Here is a 16,344-nt window from a genome sequence, read left to right as displayed (position 1 = left end):
AAACCGCACGGGGCGCGCGCACCAGCCACAGCACCTCGCCAGGTCCGGAGCCCGGATTGCCCAGGGCCATCGCATAGTCGGCGGCGTCGAAACGGGTCTCGCCCAGCATCACCGCCAATGCGATCGCCAACACGATCGCGGCCGCCAGGCCGATGTTCAGCGTCGCAGTCCGGCTCATGACGCCTGCTCGGCCAACTGCGCCGCCGCGTCCGCCGCAAACCAGGCCGGGCACGTCAGCGTCGCACCAGGCAGTTCAGCCGCAGTACGCCCGCGCATCGCGCGTTGCATCACCGGATGCCGTCCCGCCCCGCGCCAATCCGAACGCGCCAGATCGAAGAAACCCTTCACGAAAAGAGCCGGCGGCGTCAGCAGCACGCGCTCAAGTCCCAGAGGCTGATAGCCCGGCCGTTCGACCCCATTGCGAAACCCGGCCGCGCGCAGGACAGCGTCCATCAAGGAGCCGGGTCCGGAGGTGAAGCCGCTGGCCGTGACATAGACGGTCTTGCGCCCTCGACCTGCACCTTCAGCCTTCGCCAACTGCGCTTCCATGCGCTGCACCAGGAGCTTGCCTCGCTCGGGACGGCCCAAAGCCTGGGCTACGCTATGAATGTTGGCGCGAACCCCATCCATATCCGTGGCGTCGGATATCGTAACCGTGCGGACGCCGTCGCGCTCCAAAGCCGCCAGAAGGCGAGCGTCGCCGCCCCAATAACGCACCGCGACGTCTGGTCGAAAGCCGATAGCGGCCTCCAACGTTGGTCGCACCCGCCGATGACCCTGGACGTCAGCCCGCAGCCAGGAATCAGGATCATCCGCTCTCGGCGACAGGCCCAGCTCCGCATCGGGCGCCAGGGCGAGGACGAATTGATCGGCGCATTGATCCAGCGCCATGACCCGCAAAGGCTCGGCCGCCGCAACGCCGCTCCAACACGCCATCGCCGAAACGACGGCCGTGATCGCGGTCCTCACGAGGCGGTCAATCCTGCGAACAAGGCGTCCATCTGAGTGCGGACCAAGGTCTCACGATCCGCCCAATCGAAATAAGGCTTGGTCGTCATGATAGAGACCAACCCATGGGCGCTGGCCCAGATGACCTGCGCCAGCGTGCGAGGATCACCTCGCAGCGCGCCCTGATCAACCGCCTCCTCGACCACGCTGACAAAGGCGCGAAACAGGTCGGCCCCGCTCTGCTGAGCCACGGTCTCGGCGCCGTGCCGCGTCTGGACCTGTGGAGTCAGATAGGCCAGCCGATAGGCGTTCGGATTGGCGAAACCGAACGCCATATAGTTCTCGATGATCCGGCGCAGCCGCGCCAAGGGGGGGGCATCCTCCGCCAGGGTCCGTCGGTGTTGCTCGGCCAGGGTATCGAAGGCGTTGCGGCAGATCTCGTTGAGAATCTCGCCCTTGTCCGCAAAGTGCATATAGAGGGCGGTCGACGACAGACCCACCTCGTCTGCAATCTTGCGAATGGTAGCGCCCTCATAGCCCCGCTCGACGAAGATTCCTTCAGCCGCCGCCAGGATTTCTGCACGGCGCTCGTGCCCTTCGCCCTTGGGTTTCCGTGTCGAACGCGACGATGCGGCAGATGCGAGCGACACTCGAATGCTCCCCAAGCTGAACTCCCGTGTGTGACCAGTGATAACCGCAAAAGCCGGCTCCGGCCAAATATATTGCTTTACAGAGGCGTCAGTATAACGTCGGTCTTCAGGCGGGAGGGCGACGATGCAAAGGGGAACATTCGCCCGTGCGGACAGCGATGCTCTGAAGTCTGCGCGCATCACGCTGACAACCCGTCAGGCCTTTGGCCTCACCCTCATACTCACCGGCGTTTTGGCCGCAGCCACCATCGCCCCCTTATCAGGCTCGGTCGTCCTTCTGAGCCTGCAGATCGGCTTCATGAGCTTGGCCGCCTGGAGGCTGTTCCTGCTCTGGAACAGCCGAGGACAGCACGTGCTCGACACAACGCCGATAGGCGCGGATCCGTCGTCTCCATGGCCTCGCTACACCATTGTGTCGGCCTTGTATCAGGAGGCAGCCGTCCTGCCGCAACTGATCGAACGGCTGTCCGACATCGACTATCCGAGAGATCGCCTCGAAGGATTTCTGGTGCTTGAGACAGACGACGCGGCGACCATCAGGGCTGCGTTGGACCTGCCCAGGCCCGACTGGCTTCAGGTATTGATCGCACCGCCCGGCGCGCCGAAGACCAAGCCGCGCGCTCTGAATTACGCATTGGCGCGCTGCAGCGGCGACCTGATCACCATCTATGACGCCGAAGACGACCCCGACCCGCTGCAGCTGCGCGAGGCCGCGACGCGCTTCATCCACGCAGGCGAAAACCTGGCCTGCCTTCAGGCGCCGCTACGCATTCGTTGCAGGAACAAGGCCAGCGCCAGCCCCTTTCTCGACCGACAGTTCGCGGCCGAATACGCCGCCCTGTTCGAAGTCACCCTGCCGGCCATGAGCCGTATGGGCCTGCCCTTTCCTCTCGGCGGAACCAGCAATCATTTCCGTGTGCCGGTCCTGAGAGCGCTAGGAGGTTGGGATGCCTGGAATGTCACTGAGGACGCCGATCTGGGCTTCCGCATCTGGCGCGCCGGTTATCGGCTCGGCGTCATCTCGAGGCCGACCTATGAGCCGCCGCCTGGCCCCTTGTCGCTGTGGTTGCCACAACGCACACGCTGGCTGAAGGGCTATCTGCAAACACTGGCTGTCCATACGCGCTACACAGAAGGGATGGGTTGGCGAGGCTGGGCGGCATTGGCCGCCACGGTCGGCGCAGGGGTGGCGTCCGCCGCCATTCACGCCATCTGCGCCGCCTGGGTGTTTAGCGTAGCCCTGACCTCTATCGTCGCCGGCCGCCTGCCTCATTTTTCACCGCAAGGCAGTATTGTCCTGGTTTCGGGCGTCATCGCCGCCTGGCTGCTGAAGCACCGAGGCGCGCGACAGGCGGGCGGCTCCTATGGTCTGGCCGACATGCTGGCCTCCCTCGCCTATTGGTGCCTGCTCAGCCTGGCGTTCGCCCACGCCGCCATCCGCCTGATCTTTGAACCGCATTACTGGGACAAGACCCCGCATCAGGTTGAACCCGAACCCGATATCGCCCTGATCGACGGTGCTGACGCTGGACGAGCGGCCGCCTGAGCGCCTATCAGCGCGCATGGCTCCGGTTCTCTCATCCTCGCCCGAAACCCTCGTCACGCGCGGGTGGTCGGACTACGCCCTTCTGGACAGCGGCGACGGCCGCAAGCTGGAGCGCTACGGCCGCTATACCGTGGTGCGGCCCGAGCCTCAGTGCTTCTGGAAGGCGCATGACGAGACCGCCTTTGAAAACGCCAACGCCATGTTCGACCCGCAGCAGGAGGAAGAGGATTCCGGCCGTTGGCGCTTTGACGCCCATGGCCCGATCGACGCCTTTCCGCTGAAATGGCGCGACGTGCAGTTCATGGGGCGCTTCACCCCCTTTCGGCACCTGGCCTTCTTCCCTGAGCAAGCGGCCAACTGGGAATGGCTGGACGCCCGCGTCCGCACCCTGAAGCAGCCGAAAATCCTGAACCTGTTCGGTTATACCGGCGTAGCCAGTCTGGCCTGCTCGGCGGCGGGCGCGCACGTCACCCACGTCGACGCCTCCAAGAAGTCCGTCGCCTACGCTCGCGAAAACGCCGAACTGTCAGGTCTGGCCGACCGCCCGATCCGCTGGATCGTCGAGGACGCCCGCAAATTCGTGGCGCGAGAGGTCCGGCGCGGCAGTAAATACGACGGCATCATTCTGGACCCGCCGAAATATGGGCGCGGCGCTAATGGCGAGGTCTGGCGCCTGTTCGAGGACATGCCTGAACTGCTGAAGGACTGCGCCGCCCTGTTGTCCGACAACGCCTCCTTCCTGCTGCTGAACGCCTATGCGGCGCGGATTTCCGGTCTGTCGCTGGCGCACATGATGGCCGAGGCGACCCATGCTCGTGGCGGCCGCATCGACTGGGGCGAACTGGCGTTGTCCGAAGACGGTAAGGACGCCCGCGCCATCGGCCTGTCCTTCTTCGCAAGGTGGAGCGCCTGATGACCGAACGCCTCATCACCTCCCTGACCAACGACACCATCAAGGCCGTCCGCGCCCTGCACATGCGCAAGGAACGCGAAGCCACCGGCCGCTTCCTGGCTGAGGGACTGAAGTTCATCGGCGAGGCGCTGGATCAGGGTCGCGCGCCCGTCATGCTGCTGGTCGGTCAGGACGCCCGGCCGCACCCCTTGCTGGACCGCGCCAAGGCCGAGACGCTGAAAAGCGGCGGCCAGATCATCGTCGTCACCCACGCCATCCTCGAAAAGATCAGCCGCCGCGACAATCCGCAGACGGTGCTGGGCGTGTTCGAGCAGGTCTATACCCCGCTGGACGCCATCCAGCCCGACGTCAAACCCTGCTGGGTGGCGCTGGAGCAGGTGCGCGATCCGGGTAACCTGGGCACCATCATCCGCACGGCGGACTCGGCTGGTTGCGGCGGCGTCATCCTGATCGGCGATTGCGTCGATCCCTTCTCGGTCGAGGCGGTGCGCGCCACCATGGGCTCAGTCTTCGCCGTGACCATCAGCAAGGCGTCGCGCGAAGAGTTCCTGGCCTGGCGCGCCAAATGGCCGGGCAGCGTCATCGGCACCCGCCTGGACGCCACGCACGGCTATCGCGACAGCCCTGTGCGCCACCCTGCCATCATCATGATGGGCAACGAACAGGCGGGTCTGACCGATGAACTGGCCGCCGCCTGCGACCTGAACGTCAAGATCCCGATGCGCGGCCGCGCCGACAGCCTGAATCTGGCTGTCGCGACGGGGGTCATGGTCTATGCCGTGACTGACGCGGCCTACGGCTCCAGTCTCTAGGCCTCGCCCTCGGTCTTGATGCGGCCCATGCCGATCAGGGCCAGGACCGTCAGCAGGGCCGCGACCGTCAGATAGTTTCCGACCGCCTGCAGGCCGTAATGACCCGCCAACCACGTCGCGGCGTAGGGCGCCAACGAGGCCCCCAGAATGCCGGCCAGATTGAAGGTCATCGACGCGCCGGTGTAGCGCACCGTCGTCGGGAAGGGCCGCGCCAGCGCCGCGCCCAGCGGCCCGTAGGTGCAGCCCATCAGGCTGAAACCGATGATGAAGAAGGCGATCACGCCGACCATCCCGCCGCTACCGAACAGGGGCGCGAGGACCAGGCCGAACAGGGCGATGGCGACGGTTGTCACGAGCAGCGTCCTGCCCTGCCCCCAACGATCCGCCGCCAAAGCCGCCAGCGGAATGAACAGGCCGAAGAAGCAGACGCCCAGCAACTGGATCGGCAGGAACTGGTCGCGCGTATAGCCCATGCTGGTCGTGCCCCAGCCCAGGGCGAAGACTGTCATCAGATAGAACAGGACAAAGGTCGCCAGCCCGGCCAGCGTCCCGGTCAGCAAGGCGAACTTGTGATGCTTCACAAGCGTCAGCGCGGGCGCCTGAACCCGCTCGGCGCGGTCGATGGCGCGTTTGAACTCGGGCGTCTCGGTGATCTTCAGCCGCATCCACAGGCCGACGATGACCAACAGCGAACTGGCGATGAAGGGAATGCGCCAGCCCCAGGCCATAAACTGGCTCTCGCTCATCACCTGCCCCAGGACGATGAAGCTCAGTGTCGACAGTATGAAACCGATCGGCGCGCCCAGCTGGGGGAACATGCCGAACCAGGCCTTCTTGCCCGGCGGAGCGTTCTCGGTCGCCAGCAGGACCGCCCCGCCCCATTCGCCGCCCAGACCCAAGCCCTGACCGAACCGGCACAGGGCCAGCAACAGGGGGGCGATGACGCCGACCGAATGCCAGGTCGGCAATAGGCCGATGGCGATGGTCGACAGGCCCATGGTCATCAGGGCCGCCACCAGCGTCGCCTTGCGCCCTACCCGGTCGCCGAAGTGGCCGAAGACGACCGCGCCGATCGGCCGAGCGAAGAAGGCGATGGAGAAGGTGGCGAAAGAGGCCAGCATGGCCGTCATCCGGTCGCCGCCGGGGAAGAACAGGTCCGGAAAGACCAGCACCGCCGCCGTGGCGTAGATGTAGAAGTCGTAGAACTCGATCGTCGTGCCGATCAGGCTGGCGAACAGAACGCGCCGCTTGGAGGCGAAGGGCGGTGAAACAGCGGCGTCGGTCACGCGAAATCCTTACGGTTGACGCACGATCATTGCGGCGCGCCGCCATCAGGCGTCAAGCGGACGATCAGGTTCCGCGTGGCTTGACCCGGTTGGTCGGCGCCGCATTGGCCGGGTCTTCCGGCCAGGGATGGCGTGGATAGCGGCCGCGCATCTCGCTGCGAACCGCCGCCCATGATCCGCTCCAGAATCCCGGCAGATCCTTCGTCACCTGCACCGGCCTCCGGGCGGGCGACAACAGGGACAGCGTCAGGGGCGTGCGACCGCCGCCGACGGTCGGATGAGACTTCACGCCAAACAATTCCTGCACCCGAATTTCGACACGCGGGCCGCCCTCGGCCTCATAGTCGATGCCCGCACTGCCCAGCGGCGTGGTCAGGCGTGTCGGCGCCAGATCATCCAGCCTGCGTTGCAAATCCCACGGGATCAGCCCACGCAGGGCCTCCGCCAGCCTGCCGTCACCGATGTCGGCCAGCGACCGCGCCCCGTCTAACAGGGGCCAGAGCCAATCCTCACGCGCGTTCAACAGCCCTTGGTCCGAAACGTCGGGCCAGACGTCATCCAGTCCGCGAAGGAAAGCCAGCCGCGCCCGCAGCGCCCCCGCCTGCTCGCCCCATTTCAGCGCGCCCAGACCGCCCGCTTCGACCTCTGACTTCAGGGCCGCCGTCATGGTCGCACGATCGGGCGCGCCGACGACCTTTTCATCCAGCACAACAGCGCCGATGCGGCGAACTCGGCGGATCACCGGCTTGCCCGAAGGTTCGCGCGTCAGCCGATCCTCGACCTCGATCAGACGCGCAAGGTCGCTTTCCAGCGTTGTCGCGTCCAACGCCGCCGCCAGGCGGATGCGATCACGCGCGTCGCCTCCCCCCAGTTCAGCCACAGCCAGCCAGGGCTCGCGCGCCAGATGGTCTGTCGGCTCGATGAAGGCGCCGCGCCCCGAAGCCAGCAGCACCTCGCCCGGCTTGCCCTTGGCGCGCGCGATGCGTTCGGGGAAGGCCTCGGCCAACAGCAGCCCTGCGTCCGGTTCTCCATCTCGCCCGCCGCCCGCTGCTCGCGCCCAGCGTTCGACCAGCTTCATCGCATCGCGGGCGCGCGGGGATCGATCCCGCTCCAACCCTTTCAGGCGGTCTTGCAGATCAACGCTGTTGCCGCCCAGGCCGGGCTCGCTCAGCACCGCCGCGATCTTCGCGCCTTCAAGAGCGCCACCCTGATCCGAGGCCACGGCGACCATGTGCGCCAGACGCGGCGCCAGCGGAATGCGGGTCAACCGCCGACCGTGGGGCGTCAGATCGCCCTTGCCGTCCAACGCCCCCAGCCGGGTCAGCACCTTGCGCGCCTCGGCCATCGCCCCGCCGGGCGGCGGATCCAGCAGGGCCAGCCCCTCGACCGACTTCGTTCCCCAGCGCGCCAGATCAAGGGCGAAGGCGGTCAGGTCCGCTTCTTGGATTTCCGGCCGTTGATGGGCGACCAGACCGCGCGTCTGTTCCTCGTCCCACAGGCGATAGCAGACGCCAGGTTCGACCCGGCCGGCGCGGCCGCGCCGCTGCTCGGCCGAGGACTTGCTGACCTTGACCGTCGCCAGCCGCGTTAGGCCGCTGGACGGCTCGAAACGCGGCACGCGCGACAAGCCTCCGTCGATGACCACCCGCACGCCTTCGATGGTCAGGCTGGTTTCAGCCACGGAGGTCGCCAACACCACCTTGCGGCGGCCCGGCGCGGAGGGTTCGATGGCGCGGTCCTGCTCGCCCTTGTCCAGCGCGCCGTACAGAGCGACGACATCGACACTCGGATCACGCAGCCGCTCGTTCAAGCGCTGGACGGTGCGATGTATCTCGCCCTGCCCCGGCAGGAAGGCCAGAACCGAGCCGGTTTCATCATGCAGGGCCTGCATCACCGCCTTGACCATCGCGTCCTCGAACCGCTCGACCGGGTTGCGGCCCAGGTAGTGCGTCTCGACCGGGAACATCCGTCCTTCGGCTTCAATGACGGGCGCGTCTTCCAGCAGGCGCGACACCCCTGCGATATCGAGCGTGGCCGACATGACCAGCAGGCGCAGATCGTCGCGCAGCACCGACTGGCTCTCACGCGCCAGAGCCAGGCCCAGGTCGGCGTCGAGGCTGCGCTCGTGGAATTCGTCGAACAGAACGGCGCCGACGCCTTCCAGCGCCGGGTCGTCCAGAATCATGCGCGTGAAGACGCCCTCGGTGACGACCTCGATTCGGGTATCCGGGCCGATCCGGCTTTGAAGACGGGTGCGATAGCCAACAGTTCCGCCCGCCTTCTGGCCGAGAGTGGCGGCCATGCGGTCGGCTGCGGCGCGCGCGGCCAGTCGCCGCGGCTCAAGCACCAGCACCTTGCCGTCGCCCAGCCACGGCTGATCCAGTAGGGCCAGAGGCACGACCGTGGTCTTGCCCGCGCCCGGCGGCGCGGCCAGCACGACCGCAGAGGTCTGGACCAAGGCGGCCTTCAGCGGCTCCAGAACGGCGTGAATCGACAACATGGAACGGGCTGTAGCGCCTTCGGCCGGGGTCACGAAAGCGTCGTCCGCACGTCATCCTTCGTAAACCGCGTTGCGCCAAGCCCTTCAGATGGCTAGCGTCCCCGCCCAAGAAGGCGACCCGGGAGGGGTCGTCGCAATAAGTTGGGGGCGCACCTGCATGTCTGCAGATGGCGTAAAGCCAGCCGGAAACCGGCTATTTCTTAAAAAATCAATTGCCCAAATTCAGAAAGAAGCCGCCAAAAGCGAGCTGAAACGGACCCTCGGTCCGATGAATCTGATGAGCCTGGGCATCGGCGCCATCATCGGCGCCGGCATCTTCGTTCTGACGGGTCAGGTGGCCTCGGCCCACGCCGGCCCGGCCATCATGTTCTCCTTCGTCATCGCCGGCATCGCCTGCGCCCTGGCGGGCCTGTGCTACGCCGAACTGGCGTCGACCATGCCGGTGTCGGGCTCGGCCTACACCTACGCCTACGGCACCCTGGGCGAGGTTTTCGCCTGGATCATGGGCTGGCTGCTGGTGCTGGAGTACGGCGTCGCGGCCTCGACCGTAGCGGTCGGCTGGTCCGGCTATGTGGTGTCGATCCTGAATGACTTCGGCGTAAGCGCCAGTCTGTTCCCGACAATAACCTATCCAGGCGGCGAAGGGCCTCAGTGGGCCACTCCGCTGATCCAGTATGTCTCCTCGGGCGAGAACGCGGGCTTCCCGCTGACGGGCACCTTCAACCTGGTCGCGGCCGTCGGCATCGCCGCCGTGTGCGGCCTGCTGGTGCTGGGCGTGTCGGAATCGGCGAACATCAACAACGCCATCGTCGTCATCAAGATCATCGTCCTGCTGACCTTCATCGCCGTGGGCCTGCAGTACATCAACCCGGCCAACTGGGATCCCTTCATCCCGCCGCAGGGCGAGAGCTGGGACCAGTTCGGCGTGGGCGGCATCTTCCGCGGCGCTTCGATCATCTTCTTCGCCTACGTCGGCTTTGAAGCGGTTTCGACCGCCGCCGCCGAAGCCAAGAACCCGTCGAAGGACGTGCCGATCGGCATCCTGGGCGCCCTGTTCGTCTGCACCCTGATCTACATGGTCGTGGCCGCCGTCATGACCGGCGTCGTTCCCTACCTGGAGCTGGCCTCGCCGGCGCCGATCGCCGTCGCCATCGACCGCATGGGCCTGGAATGGGCCAATGTGCCGCTGGCCGGCGCGCCCAGCGGGCAGCTGAACATGATCGCCTTCCTGGTCAAGATCGGCGCCATCACCGGCCTGTCCTCGGTCATGCTGGTGCTGTGCTACGGCCAGACGCGCATCTTCTACACCATGGCGCGCGACGGCCTGCTGCCCAAGGCGTTCGCCGTGGTGCACCAGAAGTTCCGCACCCCGTGGATCGGCACCATCCTGCTGGGCATCGTCATCGCCATTGCAGCGTCCTTCCTGCCCATCTCGATCCTGGGCGACCTGGTGTCGCTGGGCACGGCGACGGCCTTCGCCATCGTCTGCTTGTCGGTCATCGTCCTGCGCATCAAGCACCCGGAAATGGAGCGTCCGTTCCGCGTGCCGGGCGGTATCGTCACGGCGGTGCTGGGCATCCTGGCCTGTCTGACGCTGGCGTCGTTCAACTTCATCCCGATGGTGACGCACGCCCTGAACGACAACCCGCTGCCGCTGACCATCCTGGGCGTCTACGCCCTGGTCGGCGCCCTGATCTACGGCCTGTACGGCTTCGCCCACTCGAAGCTGGCCAAGGGCATCGACATCACCGAGGACACGACTCTGGAATCGGCGGTCGAGGCCATGGGCCACGGCGTGGACAACAAGAAGGACTGATCTCGATCAGTCGGCCTCAAGCAGCGCAAAGCGCGGTAGGCCCAATAAATGAGAAGGCCCCGGAGCGATCCGGGGCCTTTTTCATGTCCAGGCGGGATTGCCGAAACCGCCGCCCTCGCCTACAGCCTCGGACGAACCTATGCGGATGTGGCGGAACTGGTAGACGCACCAGATTTAGGTTCTGGCGCCGCGAGGCGTGGAGGTTCGAGTCCTCTCATCCGCACCAAGGTCGTTTCCTGAAAACAGACGCCTCATTCCACCGGCTGAGGCAGAAGACGCCGTAGCGCCGCCTGGACACGCGGCAACCGCATCAGAAAACCTGTCGTCAACCCGGCGACGGCGAAAGCGCCGCCAAAGACGCCTGCATGCCAGTTCGAGAGCGCGAACGCCGCAACCGCCGCCGCCAGCGGCGTGGCGATGACCAGAGCGATCAGCCCCAGAGCCATGAACTTCGAAGATCGTTGTTTTTGCATGTCGATGCCATGCGGAGGATGGGGGTTATTGTCCAGCTAGAAACGGTCTATCGATCTCGGGCGTCAACCAATCCACGCAGGACGACCGGGATCAAGTCGGGCAAGTCCTCGGAGATCAACCCCGGCCCGAAACGCACCGCCGCATCGCCATGCATCCACACTGCGGCGCAGGCTGCGTCGAAACTGTCCATATGCTGGGCGACCAGTCCGCCGATAAGGCCGGCCAGAACATCGCCGCTGCCCGCCGTCGCAAGCCAGGGCGAACCATGCGTGTTGACCATGGCGCGCCCGTCATGCGCAGCAATGACGGTGGCGGAGCCTTTCAACACCACGACGGCGCCGACACGGCGCGCGGCTTCGACCGCCGCTTTTTCACGGCCCAGGGCGGCCAGAAGGCCAGGAAACAGGCGTTCGAACTCTCCTTCATGCGGCGTCAGGACATCATCCCGATCCAGCAAGGCGAAAAGCTCGTCGGGGCGGTTCTGGAACAGCGTCAGGGCGTCGGCGTCCACGATCAGGACCGCCCCTGTTCGCGCCAGCGCCGCAAGGTTATGGGCCGTCGCATCGGTCAACCCCGCCGCGGGGCCGACCACCACGGCGTCCATCGGCTCGGCCAGCGCCTGAAGCTGCTCAGGCCCGGCGAAGGCCGACAACATCACCGCCTCCAGACTCTGCGCCAGAATCTCCGCCGCGTCGGGCGGACAGAAGACCTTCACCACACCCGCACCGACCCTCAGACCCGCCCGCGCGGCCAATCGCGCCGCGCCCGTCGACAGCACCCCGCCCGACACCACGCCCAGTCGTCCGCGCATATGCTTGTGCGTCTCATCCGTCGGCCATGGCAGGCGATCGCGCCATTCAACGGGGTCGTTATGCGACTTCATGTGGATTTCCGTTCACGGAAGGCCTCAACGGACGAAAATCGCTTGCCATATTGTGCAATGCAATGTCCCTTTACCACCCGAGCGTCGGACCAACAAAGGAGCCGGCTCGGGATCCGCCATGAAGAAGATTGAAGCCGTCATCAAGCCGTTCAAGCTGGATGAAGTGAAGGACGCTCTCCAGGACATCGGAGTGCAGGGCATGACCGTGCTGGAGGCCAAGGGATATGGCCGCCAGAAAGGCCATTCAGAACTCTATCGCGGCGCCGAGTACGTCATCGACTTCCTGCCCAAGATCAAGATCGAGGTCGTGGTGGCGGATGACCTGGCCCCCGCCGTGGTCGAGACGATTCAGAACGCCGCCCGCACCGGCAAGATCGGTGACGGGAAGATCTTCATCACCAACCTCGACGACGTCATCCGCATCCGCACGGGCGAAACCGGCGCCCAAGCCATCTAGTCTGACGGCCGCCTCTTGAGGCGGCCGATTTCAATTCCCCAGCTACAGGACCTCCCCCCATGAGCGCCGCCCAAAAGATCCTGCAAGAGATCCAGGACAAGGACGTACAGTACGTCGATCTCCGTTTCACCGACACGCGCGGCCGCGTCCACCACGTGACCTTCGACATCGGCATGGTGGACGAGGACTTCCTGGAAGAGGGCACCATGTTCGACGGCTCGTCGATCGCGGGCTGGAAGGCCATCAATGAGTCCGACATGCTGCTGAAGCCGGACCTGGCGTCCGCCTTCATCGACCCCTTCTATCAGCAGACGACGCTGTTCATGTTCTGCGACGTGCTGAACCCGGACACGGCCGAGCCCTACAACCGTGACAGCCGCTCCATGGCCAAGAAGGCCCTGGCCTATGTTCAGTCGTCGGGCGTGGGCGACACCGTCTTCTTCGGCCCTGAAGCCGAGTTCTTCGTCTTTGACGACGTGCGCTGGAACACCGCGCCGCACGACACCCGCTACAGCTTCGACTCCAGCGAGCTGCCGGCCAACACGGGCGCCGAATACGCCGAGGGCAATCTGGGCCACCGCCCGACGACCAAAGGCGGCTACTTCCCGGTCAACCCGGTCGATTCCGGCCAGGATCTGCGCGGCGAGATGCTGGCGGTCATGAGAGACCTGGGTCTCGAGCCCGAAAAGCACCACCACGAGGTCGCCCCGGCCCAGCACGAACTGGGCCTGAAGTTCAGCGACCTGCTGACCATGGCTGACCGGATGCAGCTGTATAAGTACGTGATCCACAACGTGGCCCACGCCTATGGCAAGTCGGCGACCTTCATGGCCAAGCCGATGTTCGGCGACAACGGCTCGGGCATGCACGTCCACATGTCGATCTGGAAGGACGGCAAGCCCCAGTTCGCAGGCGACCAGTACGCCGGCCTGTCGCAGGAATGCCTGTGGTACATCGGCGGCATCATCAAGCACGCCAAGGCCATCAACGCCTTCGCCAACTCGACCACCAACTCCTACAAGCGTCTGGTGCCGGGCTATGAAGCGCCGGTGAAGCTGGCCTATTCCGCCAGCAACCGCTCGGCCTCGATCCGCATCCCGCACGTCACCTCGCCCAAGGCCAAGCGCCTGGAAGCCCGCTTCCCCGATCCGATGGGCAACCCCTATCTGACGTTCGTGGCCCTGCTGATGGCCGGCCTGGACGGCATCGAGAACCGCATCGATCCGGGCGCCGCCGCCGACAAGAACCTGTACGATCTGCCGCCGGAAGAGCGTCACTCGATCCCGGAGGTCGCCGGTTCGCTGAAGGAAGCCCTAGAGGCGCTCGACACCGATCGCGCCTTCCTGAAGAAGGGCGGCGTCATGGATGACGACTTCATCGACGCCTACATCACGCTGAAGCAGGAAGAGGTCGCCCGGCTGCAACTGCACCCGCACCCGGTCGAGTTCGACATGTATTACAGCTGCTGATCCCCGGATCGGCCTGATACGAAAAGCCCCGGACGGTTCGCCGTCCGGGGCTTTTTATTTACGCTTGATCGTATCGAACGGACGCGGCGGCCAAGGCCTCGATGTCGTCAGCGCACAGAAGCGGACGCAAGGCCTCGAACTTTTCTTCAGGCCAACCATAGACGTCGAGCGCCAGCAAAGCCTCGATCACGGCGTCAGAGAACCGCTTGCGGATCGGAACCGCCGGATTGCCCGCCACGATGGCGTAGGGCGCCACATCCTTGGTGACGATGGCCCCGGAAGCGACCACGGCTCCCTCGCCGATCGTGACGCCCGGCATGACCATGGCGCGCATTCCAATCCAGGCGCCGTCCTGAATGACAGTGTCGCCCTTGCCCTGATAGGCGTCCAGAATGACCTCGGCGAAGGGATAGAGGCTGAACCAGTCCGTCCGGTGGGTGTGGTTGCCGCCCAGCAGGATCACGGCCTCGGCGCCGATGCAGACGCAGTCGCCGATGTGCAACTGGTCGATCGGCCACTGCGGCTCCCATGCCTTCAGGCTGTAGGGATCGCCATAGAGGTAGCGGACGACGCTCTCCTCGAACGAGCCCGTCCAGGCGTTGCTGTAGTAGCTGCGCCGTCCCTTGATGTGGATGTTCGGATTGGCGACTGTTTCGTGCAGAAGCTCAACCTTGGACCAGTGCCGGTCCGGGGCGGTATGGGACATGAAGCGACCTCAAGATGCTTGTCAGCGCCCGGATCGCCTCACCGCCTCCCTTGATCAGGCCGCCAGCCCGTCGGCCGTATCGGCCTTCTTGCGGCGCAGTTCGATGATGCGGACGCACCAGATGGAGACCTCGTAGAGCAGGACCATCGGCACGGCCAGCATCAGCTGGCTGATCGGATCAGGAGGCGTCACCACGGCGGCGACCACGACCACGGCGACGATGGCGTAACGGCGGCCCTTGGCCATCATCTGGCTGTTGATCAGACCCGCCAGGCCCAGCAGGGTCATCACGACCGGCAACTGGAAGCACAGGCCGAAGGCCAGGATCAGGGCCGTCACCAGGTTCAGATAGTCCGATACCTTGGGCAGCAGTTCCGCCGCCACGCCCTCGCCAATGATCTGCTGGCTCAGGGAGAACCACATCACGAACGGCAGCATGACGTAATAGACCAGCGCCGCCCCCAGCAGGAACAACACCGGCGCCGCGAGCAGGAACGGCAGGAAGGCGCCCTTCTCGTTGCGGTACAGACCCGGAGCGACGAAGCGGTACAACTGCCAGGCCAGAACTGGGAAGGCCACGATGACGGCGCCCAGGCCCGCCAGCTTCATCTTGGTGAACAGGATCTCCAGCGGCGCGGTGTAGATCAGGCGCACGCTGTTGTGGTCCACGTCCGGCACGGGGATCAGCCCGGCGGTGCCCAGGATCAGGCTAAACGGCGACACATGACCGTTCGCGCCCACCGTCTGGTGGAAGGCGGCCGAGACCACATAGGGCTTCACCAGGAACAGGTAGAGGGTCTCTGAAAAGGCGAAACAGCCGATGAAGGCGATGATGAAGGCGACCACGCAGATCATCAGCCGCGACCGCAGCTCGATCAGGTGGTCCATCAGGGGCGCGCGCGAAGCCTCGATATCGGCTTCGTCGTGATCAGCGCGGCTCATAGATCAACCTTCTTGGTGCGCGCGACCTTGGGGCGAGAGGCGTCGGCTTTCGGCGCAGACTTCGCAGCAGGTTTTGCGGCTGGCTTGCGCGCCTTGGGCTTCAGCGCCCCGTCGGCAGAAGAAGCGGCGCTCGCCTTCCTGGCTCGCGGTTTGGCGGCTGCTTTCGTCTCAGGTTCAGACGCAACGGCGACGGTCGGCGCCATATCCGGCCATTCATCGACGCCCGTGGCCACTGGCTGAGCAAGCGCTTCAGATGCGGGCTCGACCGGCGCCGTGGAGGTCGGCGCTTCGATCGGTGCCTCCAACTCCTTGCGGATGTCCTTGAAGGCCTCGTCCGCATCAGCGCCCAGGGCGTACATCCCCTGCCCCGATCGCAACGCCTCAACCTCCTTGCGGAGATCGTCCAGCTCGGACTGACGCGCCATCTCGTCGAAGCTGGCGCGGAACTCATTGGCCATGCCGCGCGCCTTGCCGACGAACTGGCCGACGCGGCGCATGAGCATAGGCAAGTCCTTGGGCCCTACGACAAGCAGGGCCACCAGACCGATGACAAGGATTTCGAACCCGCCGATTCCGGGGCCAAGACCACCCATGATTCAGCGTCTTCCGGCGAGGTTCAGCGGTTCAGTTCTTCTTTTTCGGCGTCCGTGCGCGGCAGGGCGCCCGGAGCTTCCTTGTCCTTGGCGCCCGTGTCGTCCTTCAGGCCGTCCTTGAACGCGCGAATGCCCTTGGCCGCGTCGCCCATGATGCCCGACAGCTTGCCGCGGCCGCCGAACAGGACCAGCACGACGACGACGACGATGGCCCAATGCCAGATGCTCATGGAGCCCATGGCGATACCTCCTCAAGGGGACTCACCGAGACGCGGCCCCACCGACTGATTGTTGTGCGTCATATAGGCTGAGTGATGGCGACGCGCCAAGGGACGCTGTACGCATCGCG

General features: G+C 65.4%; 16 protein-coding genes and 1 tRNA gene. 7 read left to right on the top strand and 10 right to left on the bottom strand.

Annotation, left to right across the window (positions count from 1 at the left end):
- Positions 1–174: 174 nt before the first annotated feature.
- Both RT567_RS02250 and RT567_RS02245 read right to left on the bottom strand, forming a co-directional pair.
- Positions 175–969, bottom strand: a complete 795-nt coding sequence (locus RT567_RS02250; RefSeq protein ID WP_313574039.1) for an ABC transporter substrate-binding protein — start codon at positions 967–969, stop codon at positions 175–177.
- Positions 966–1,598: a TetR/AcrR family transcriptional regulator gene (locus RT567_RS02245; protein WP_313574038.1), complete on the bottom strand. Its 633-nt coding sequence runs from the start codon at positions 1,596–1,598 to the stop codon at positions 966–968. The genes RT567_RS02250 and RT567_RS02245 overlap by 4 nt, the downstream gene beginning before the upstream one ends.
- Before the next feature lie 124 nt (positions 1,599–1,722).
- Here RT567_RS02245 and RT567_RS02240 point away from each other — a divergent pair, with 124 nt between their 5' ends.
- The 3 genes from RT567_RS02240 to RT567_RS02230 are packed head-to-tail and all read left to right on the top strand — an operon-like array spanning position 1,723 to position 4,869.
- Positions 1,723–3,144 (top strand): glycosyltransferase family 2 protein, encoded by a 1,422-nt coding sequence (locus tag RT567_RS02240; RefSeq protein ID WP_313574036.1) that lies wholly within the window; start codon positions 1,723–1,725, stop codon positions 3,142–3,144.
- A gap of 16 nt (positions 3,145–3,160) precedes the next feature.
- Complete coding sequence (locus RT567_RS02235; RefSeq protein ID WP_313574034.1) at positions 3,161–4,057, top strand: class I SAM-dependent methyltransferase; 897 nt, start codon at positions 3,161–3,163, stop codon at positions 4,055–4,057.
- Positions 4,057–4,869: an RNA methyltransferase gene (locus RT567_RS02230; RefSeq protein WP_313574032.1), complete on the top strand. Its 813-nt coding sequence runs from the start codon at positions 4,057–4,059 to the stop codon at positions 4,867–4,869. The genes RT567_RS02235 and RT567_RS02230 overlap by 1 nt, the downstream gene beginning before the upstream one ends.
- Here the strand turns inward: RT567_RS02230 and RT567_RS02225 are convergent.
- On the bottom strand, positions 4,866–6,155 hold the full coding sequence (locus RT567_RS02225) for an MFS transporter (RefSeq protein ID WP_313574031.1): 1,290 nt from the start codon (positions 6,153–6,155) through the stop codon (positions 4,866–4,868). The two genes, RT567_RS02230 and RT567_RS02225, sit on opposite strands and share 4 nt — an antisense overlap.
- Positions 6,156–6,219: 64 nt before the next feature.
- Complete coding sequence (gene hrpB, locus RT567_RS02220; protein WP_313574029.1) at positions 6,220–8,655, bottom strand: ATP-dependent helicase HrpB; 2,436 nt, start codon at positions 8,653–8,655, stop codon at positions 6,220–6,222.
- Between the two features lie 157 nt (positions 8,656–8,812).
- Between hrpB and RT567_RS02215 the strand changes: the two genes are divergently transcribed.
- Positions 8,813–10,471, top strand: a complete 1,659-nt coding sequence (locus tag RT567_RS02215) for an amino acid permease (RefSeq protein WP_313574027.1) — start codon at positions 8,813–8,815, stop codon at positions 10,469–10,471.
- A gap of 141 nt (positions 10,472–10,612) precedes the next feature.
- Positions 10,613–10,697, top strand: a tRNA-Leu gene (locus tag RT567_RS02210).
- Positions 10,698–10,722: 25 nt separating this feature from the next.
- On the opposite strand, the gene RT567_RS02205 is transcribed toward RT567_RS02210, so the two are convergent.
- Together RT567_RS02205 and RT567_RS02200 are read right to left on the bottom strand one after the other, a co-directional pair.
- Positions 10,723–10,944, bottom strand: coding sequence for a hypothetical protein (locus RT567_RS02205; RefSeq protein WP_313574025.1), 222 nt, complete (start codon positions 10,942–10,944; stop codon positions 10,723–10,725).
- A gap of 47 nt (positions 10,945–10,991) precedes the next feature.
- Positions 10,992–11,828, bottom strand: coding sequence for an NAD(P)H-hydrate dehydratase (locus RT567_RS02200; protein WP_313574023.1), 837 nt, complete (start codon positions 11,826–11,828; stop codon positions 10,992–10,994).
- A gap of 118 nt (positions 11,829–11,946) precedes the next feature.
- On the opposite strand from RT567_RS02200, the gene RT567_RS02195 reads away from it, so the two are divergent.
- Both RT567_RS02195 and glnA read left to right on the top strand, forming a co-directional pair.
- Positions 11,947–12,285 (top strand): P-II family nitrogen regulator, encoded by a 339-nt coding sequence (locus RT567_RS02195; protein WP_125901264.1) that lies wholly within the window; start codon positions 11,947–11,949, stop codon positions 12,283–12,285.
- Positions 12,286–12,344: 59 nt separating this feature from the next.
- Complete coding sequence (gene glnA, locus RT567_RS02190; protein WP_313574021.1) at positions 12,345–13,754, top strand: type I glutamate--ammonia ligase; 1,410 nt, start codon at positions 12,345–12,347, stop codon at positions 13,752–13,754.
- Between the two features lie 58 nt (positions 13,755–13,812).
- On the opposite strand, the gene RT567_RS02185 is transcribed toward glnA, so the two are convergent.
- Genes RT567_RS02185 through RT567_RS02170 form a run of 4 tightly spaced genes read right to left on the bottom strand, consistent with a single transcriptional unit; the run spans position 13,813 to position 16,234 of the window.
- On the bottom strand, positions 13,813–14,460 hold the full coding sequence (locus RT567_RS02185; RefSeq protein WP_313574020.1) for a CatB-related O-acetyltransferase: 648 nt from the start codon (positions 14,458–14,460) through the stop codon (positions 13,813–13,815).
- Between the two features lie 54 nt (positions 14,461–14,514).
- Positions 14,515–15,402, bottom strand: coding sequence for a twin-arginine translocase subunit TatC (gene tatC / locus RT567_RS02180; protein WP_313574019.1), 888 nt, complete (start codon positions 15,400–15,402; stop codon positions 14,515–14,517).
- Positions 15,399–15,995: a Sec-independent protein translocase protein TatB gene (gene tatB, locus RT567_RS02175; RefSeq protein ID WP_313574017.1), complete on the bottom strand. Its 597-nt coding sequence runs from the start codon at positions 15,993–15,995 to the stop codon at positions 15,399–15,401. Before tatB ends, tatC begins: the two co-directional genes overlap by 4 nt.
- A 23-nt stretch (positions 15,996–16,018) precedes the next feature.
- Positions 16,019–16,234, bottom strand: a complete 216-nt coding sequence (locus RT567_RS02170; protein ID WP_003164813.1) for a twin-arginine translocase TatA/TatE family subunit — start codon at positions 16,232–16,234, stop codon at positions 16,019–16,021.
- Between the last annotated feature and the right edge of the window lie 110 nt (positions 16,235–16,344).

Source organism: Brevundimonas sp. (assembly GCF_032107865.1).
In the GTDB taxonomy this organism is placed as follows: Bacteria; Pseudomonadota; Alphaproteobacteria; order Caulobacterales; family Caulobacteraceae; genus Brevundimonas.
The sequence above is the reverse complement of the archived record's forward strand: the minus strand, read 5'-3'. Positions and strand labels throughout refer to the sequence as shown.

What these genes read in the sequence shown, in the direction of transcription:
- RT567_RS02240 (WP_313574036.1), top strand. Translation starts at nt 1,723, where the DNA reads ATGCAAAGGGGAACATTCGCCCGTGCGGACAGCGATGCTCTGAAGTCT.
- RT567_RS02235 (WP_313574034.1), top strand. Translation starts at nt 3,161, where the DNA reads ATGGCTCCGGTTCTCTCATCCTCGCCCGAAACCCTCGTCACGCGCGGG.
- RT567_RS02230 (WP_313574032.1), top strand. Translation starts at nt 4,057, where the DNA reads ATGACCGAACGCCTCATCACCTCCCTGACCAACGACACCATCAAGGCC.
- hrpB (WP_313574029.1), bottom strand. Translation starts at nt 8,655, where the DNA reads ATGTTGTCGATTCACGCCGTTCTGGAGCCGCTGAAGGCCGCCTTGGTC.
- RT567_RS02215 (WP_313574027.1), top strand. Translation starts at nt 8,813, where the DNA reads ATGTCTGCAGATGGCGTAAAGCCAGCCGGAAACCGGCTATTTCTTAAA.
- RT567_RS02205 (WP_313574025.1), bottom strand. Translation starts at nt 10,944, where the DNA reads ATGCAAAAACAACGATCTTCGAAGTTCATGGCTCTGGGGCTGATCGCT.
- RT567_RS02200 (WP_313574023.1), bottom strand. Translation starts at nt 11,828, where the DNA reads ATGAAGTCGCATAACGACCCCGTTGAATGGCGCGATCGCCTGCCATGG.
- RT567_RS02195 (WP_125901264.1), top strand. Translation starts at nt 11,947, where the DNA reads ATGAAGAAGATTGAAGCCGTCATCAAGCCGTTCAAGCTGGATGAAGTG.
- glnA (WP_313574021.1), top strand. Translation starts at nt 12,345, where the DNA reads ATGAGCGCCGCCCAAAAGATCCTGCAAGAGATCCAGGACAAGGACGTA.
- RT567_RS02185 (WP_313574020.1), bottom strand. Translation starts at nt 14,460, where the DNA reads ATGTCCCATACCGCCCCGGACCGGCACTGGTCCAAGGTTGAGCTTCTG.
- tatC (WP_313574019.1), bottom strand. Translation starts at nt 15,402, where the DNA reads ATGAGCCGCGCTGATCACGACGAAGCCGATATCGAGGCTTCGCGCGCG.
- tatB (WP_313574017.1), bottom strand. Translation starts at nt 15,995, where the DNA reads ATGGGTGGTCTTGGCCCCGGAATCGGCGGGTTCGAAATCCTTGTCATC.
- RT567_RS02170 (WP_003164813.1), bottom strand. Translation starts at nt 16,234, where the DNA reads ATGGGCTCCATGAGCATCTGGCATTGGGCCATCGTCGTCGTCGTCGTG.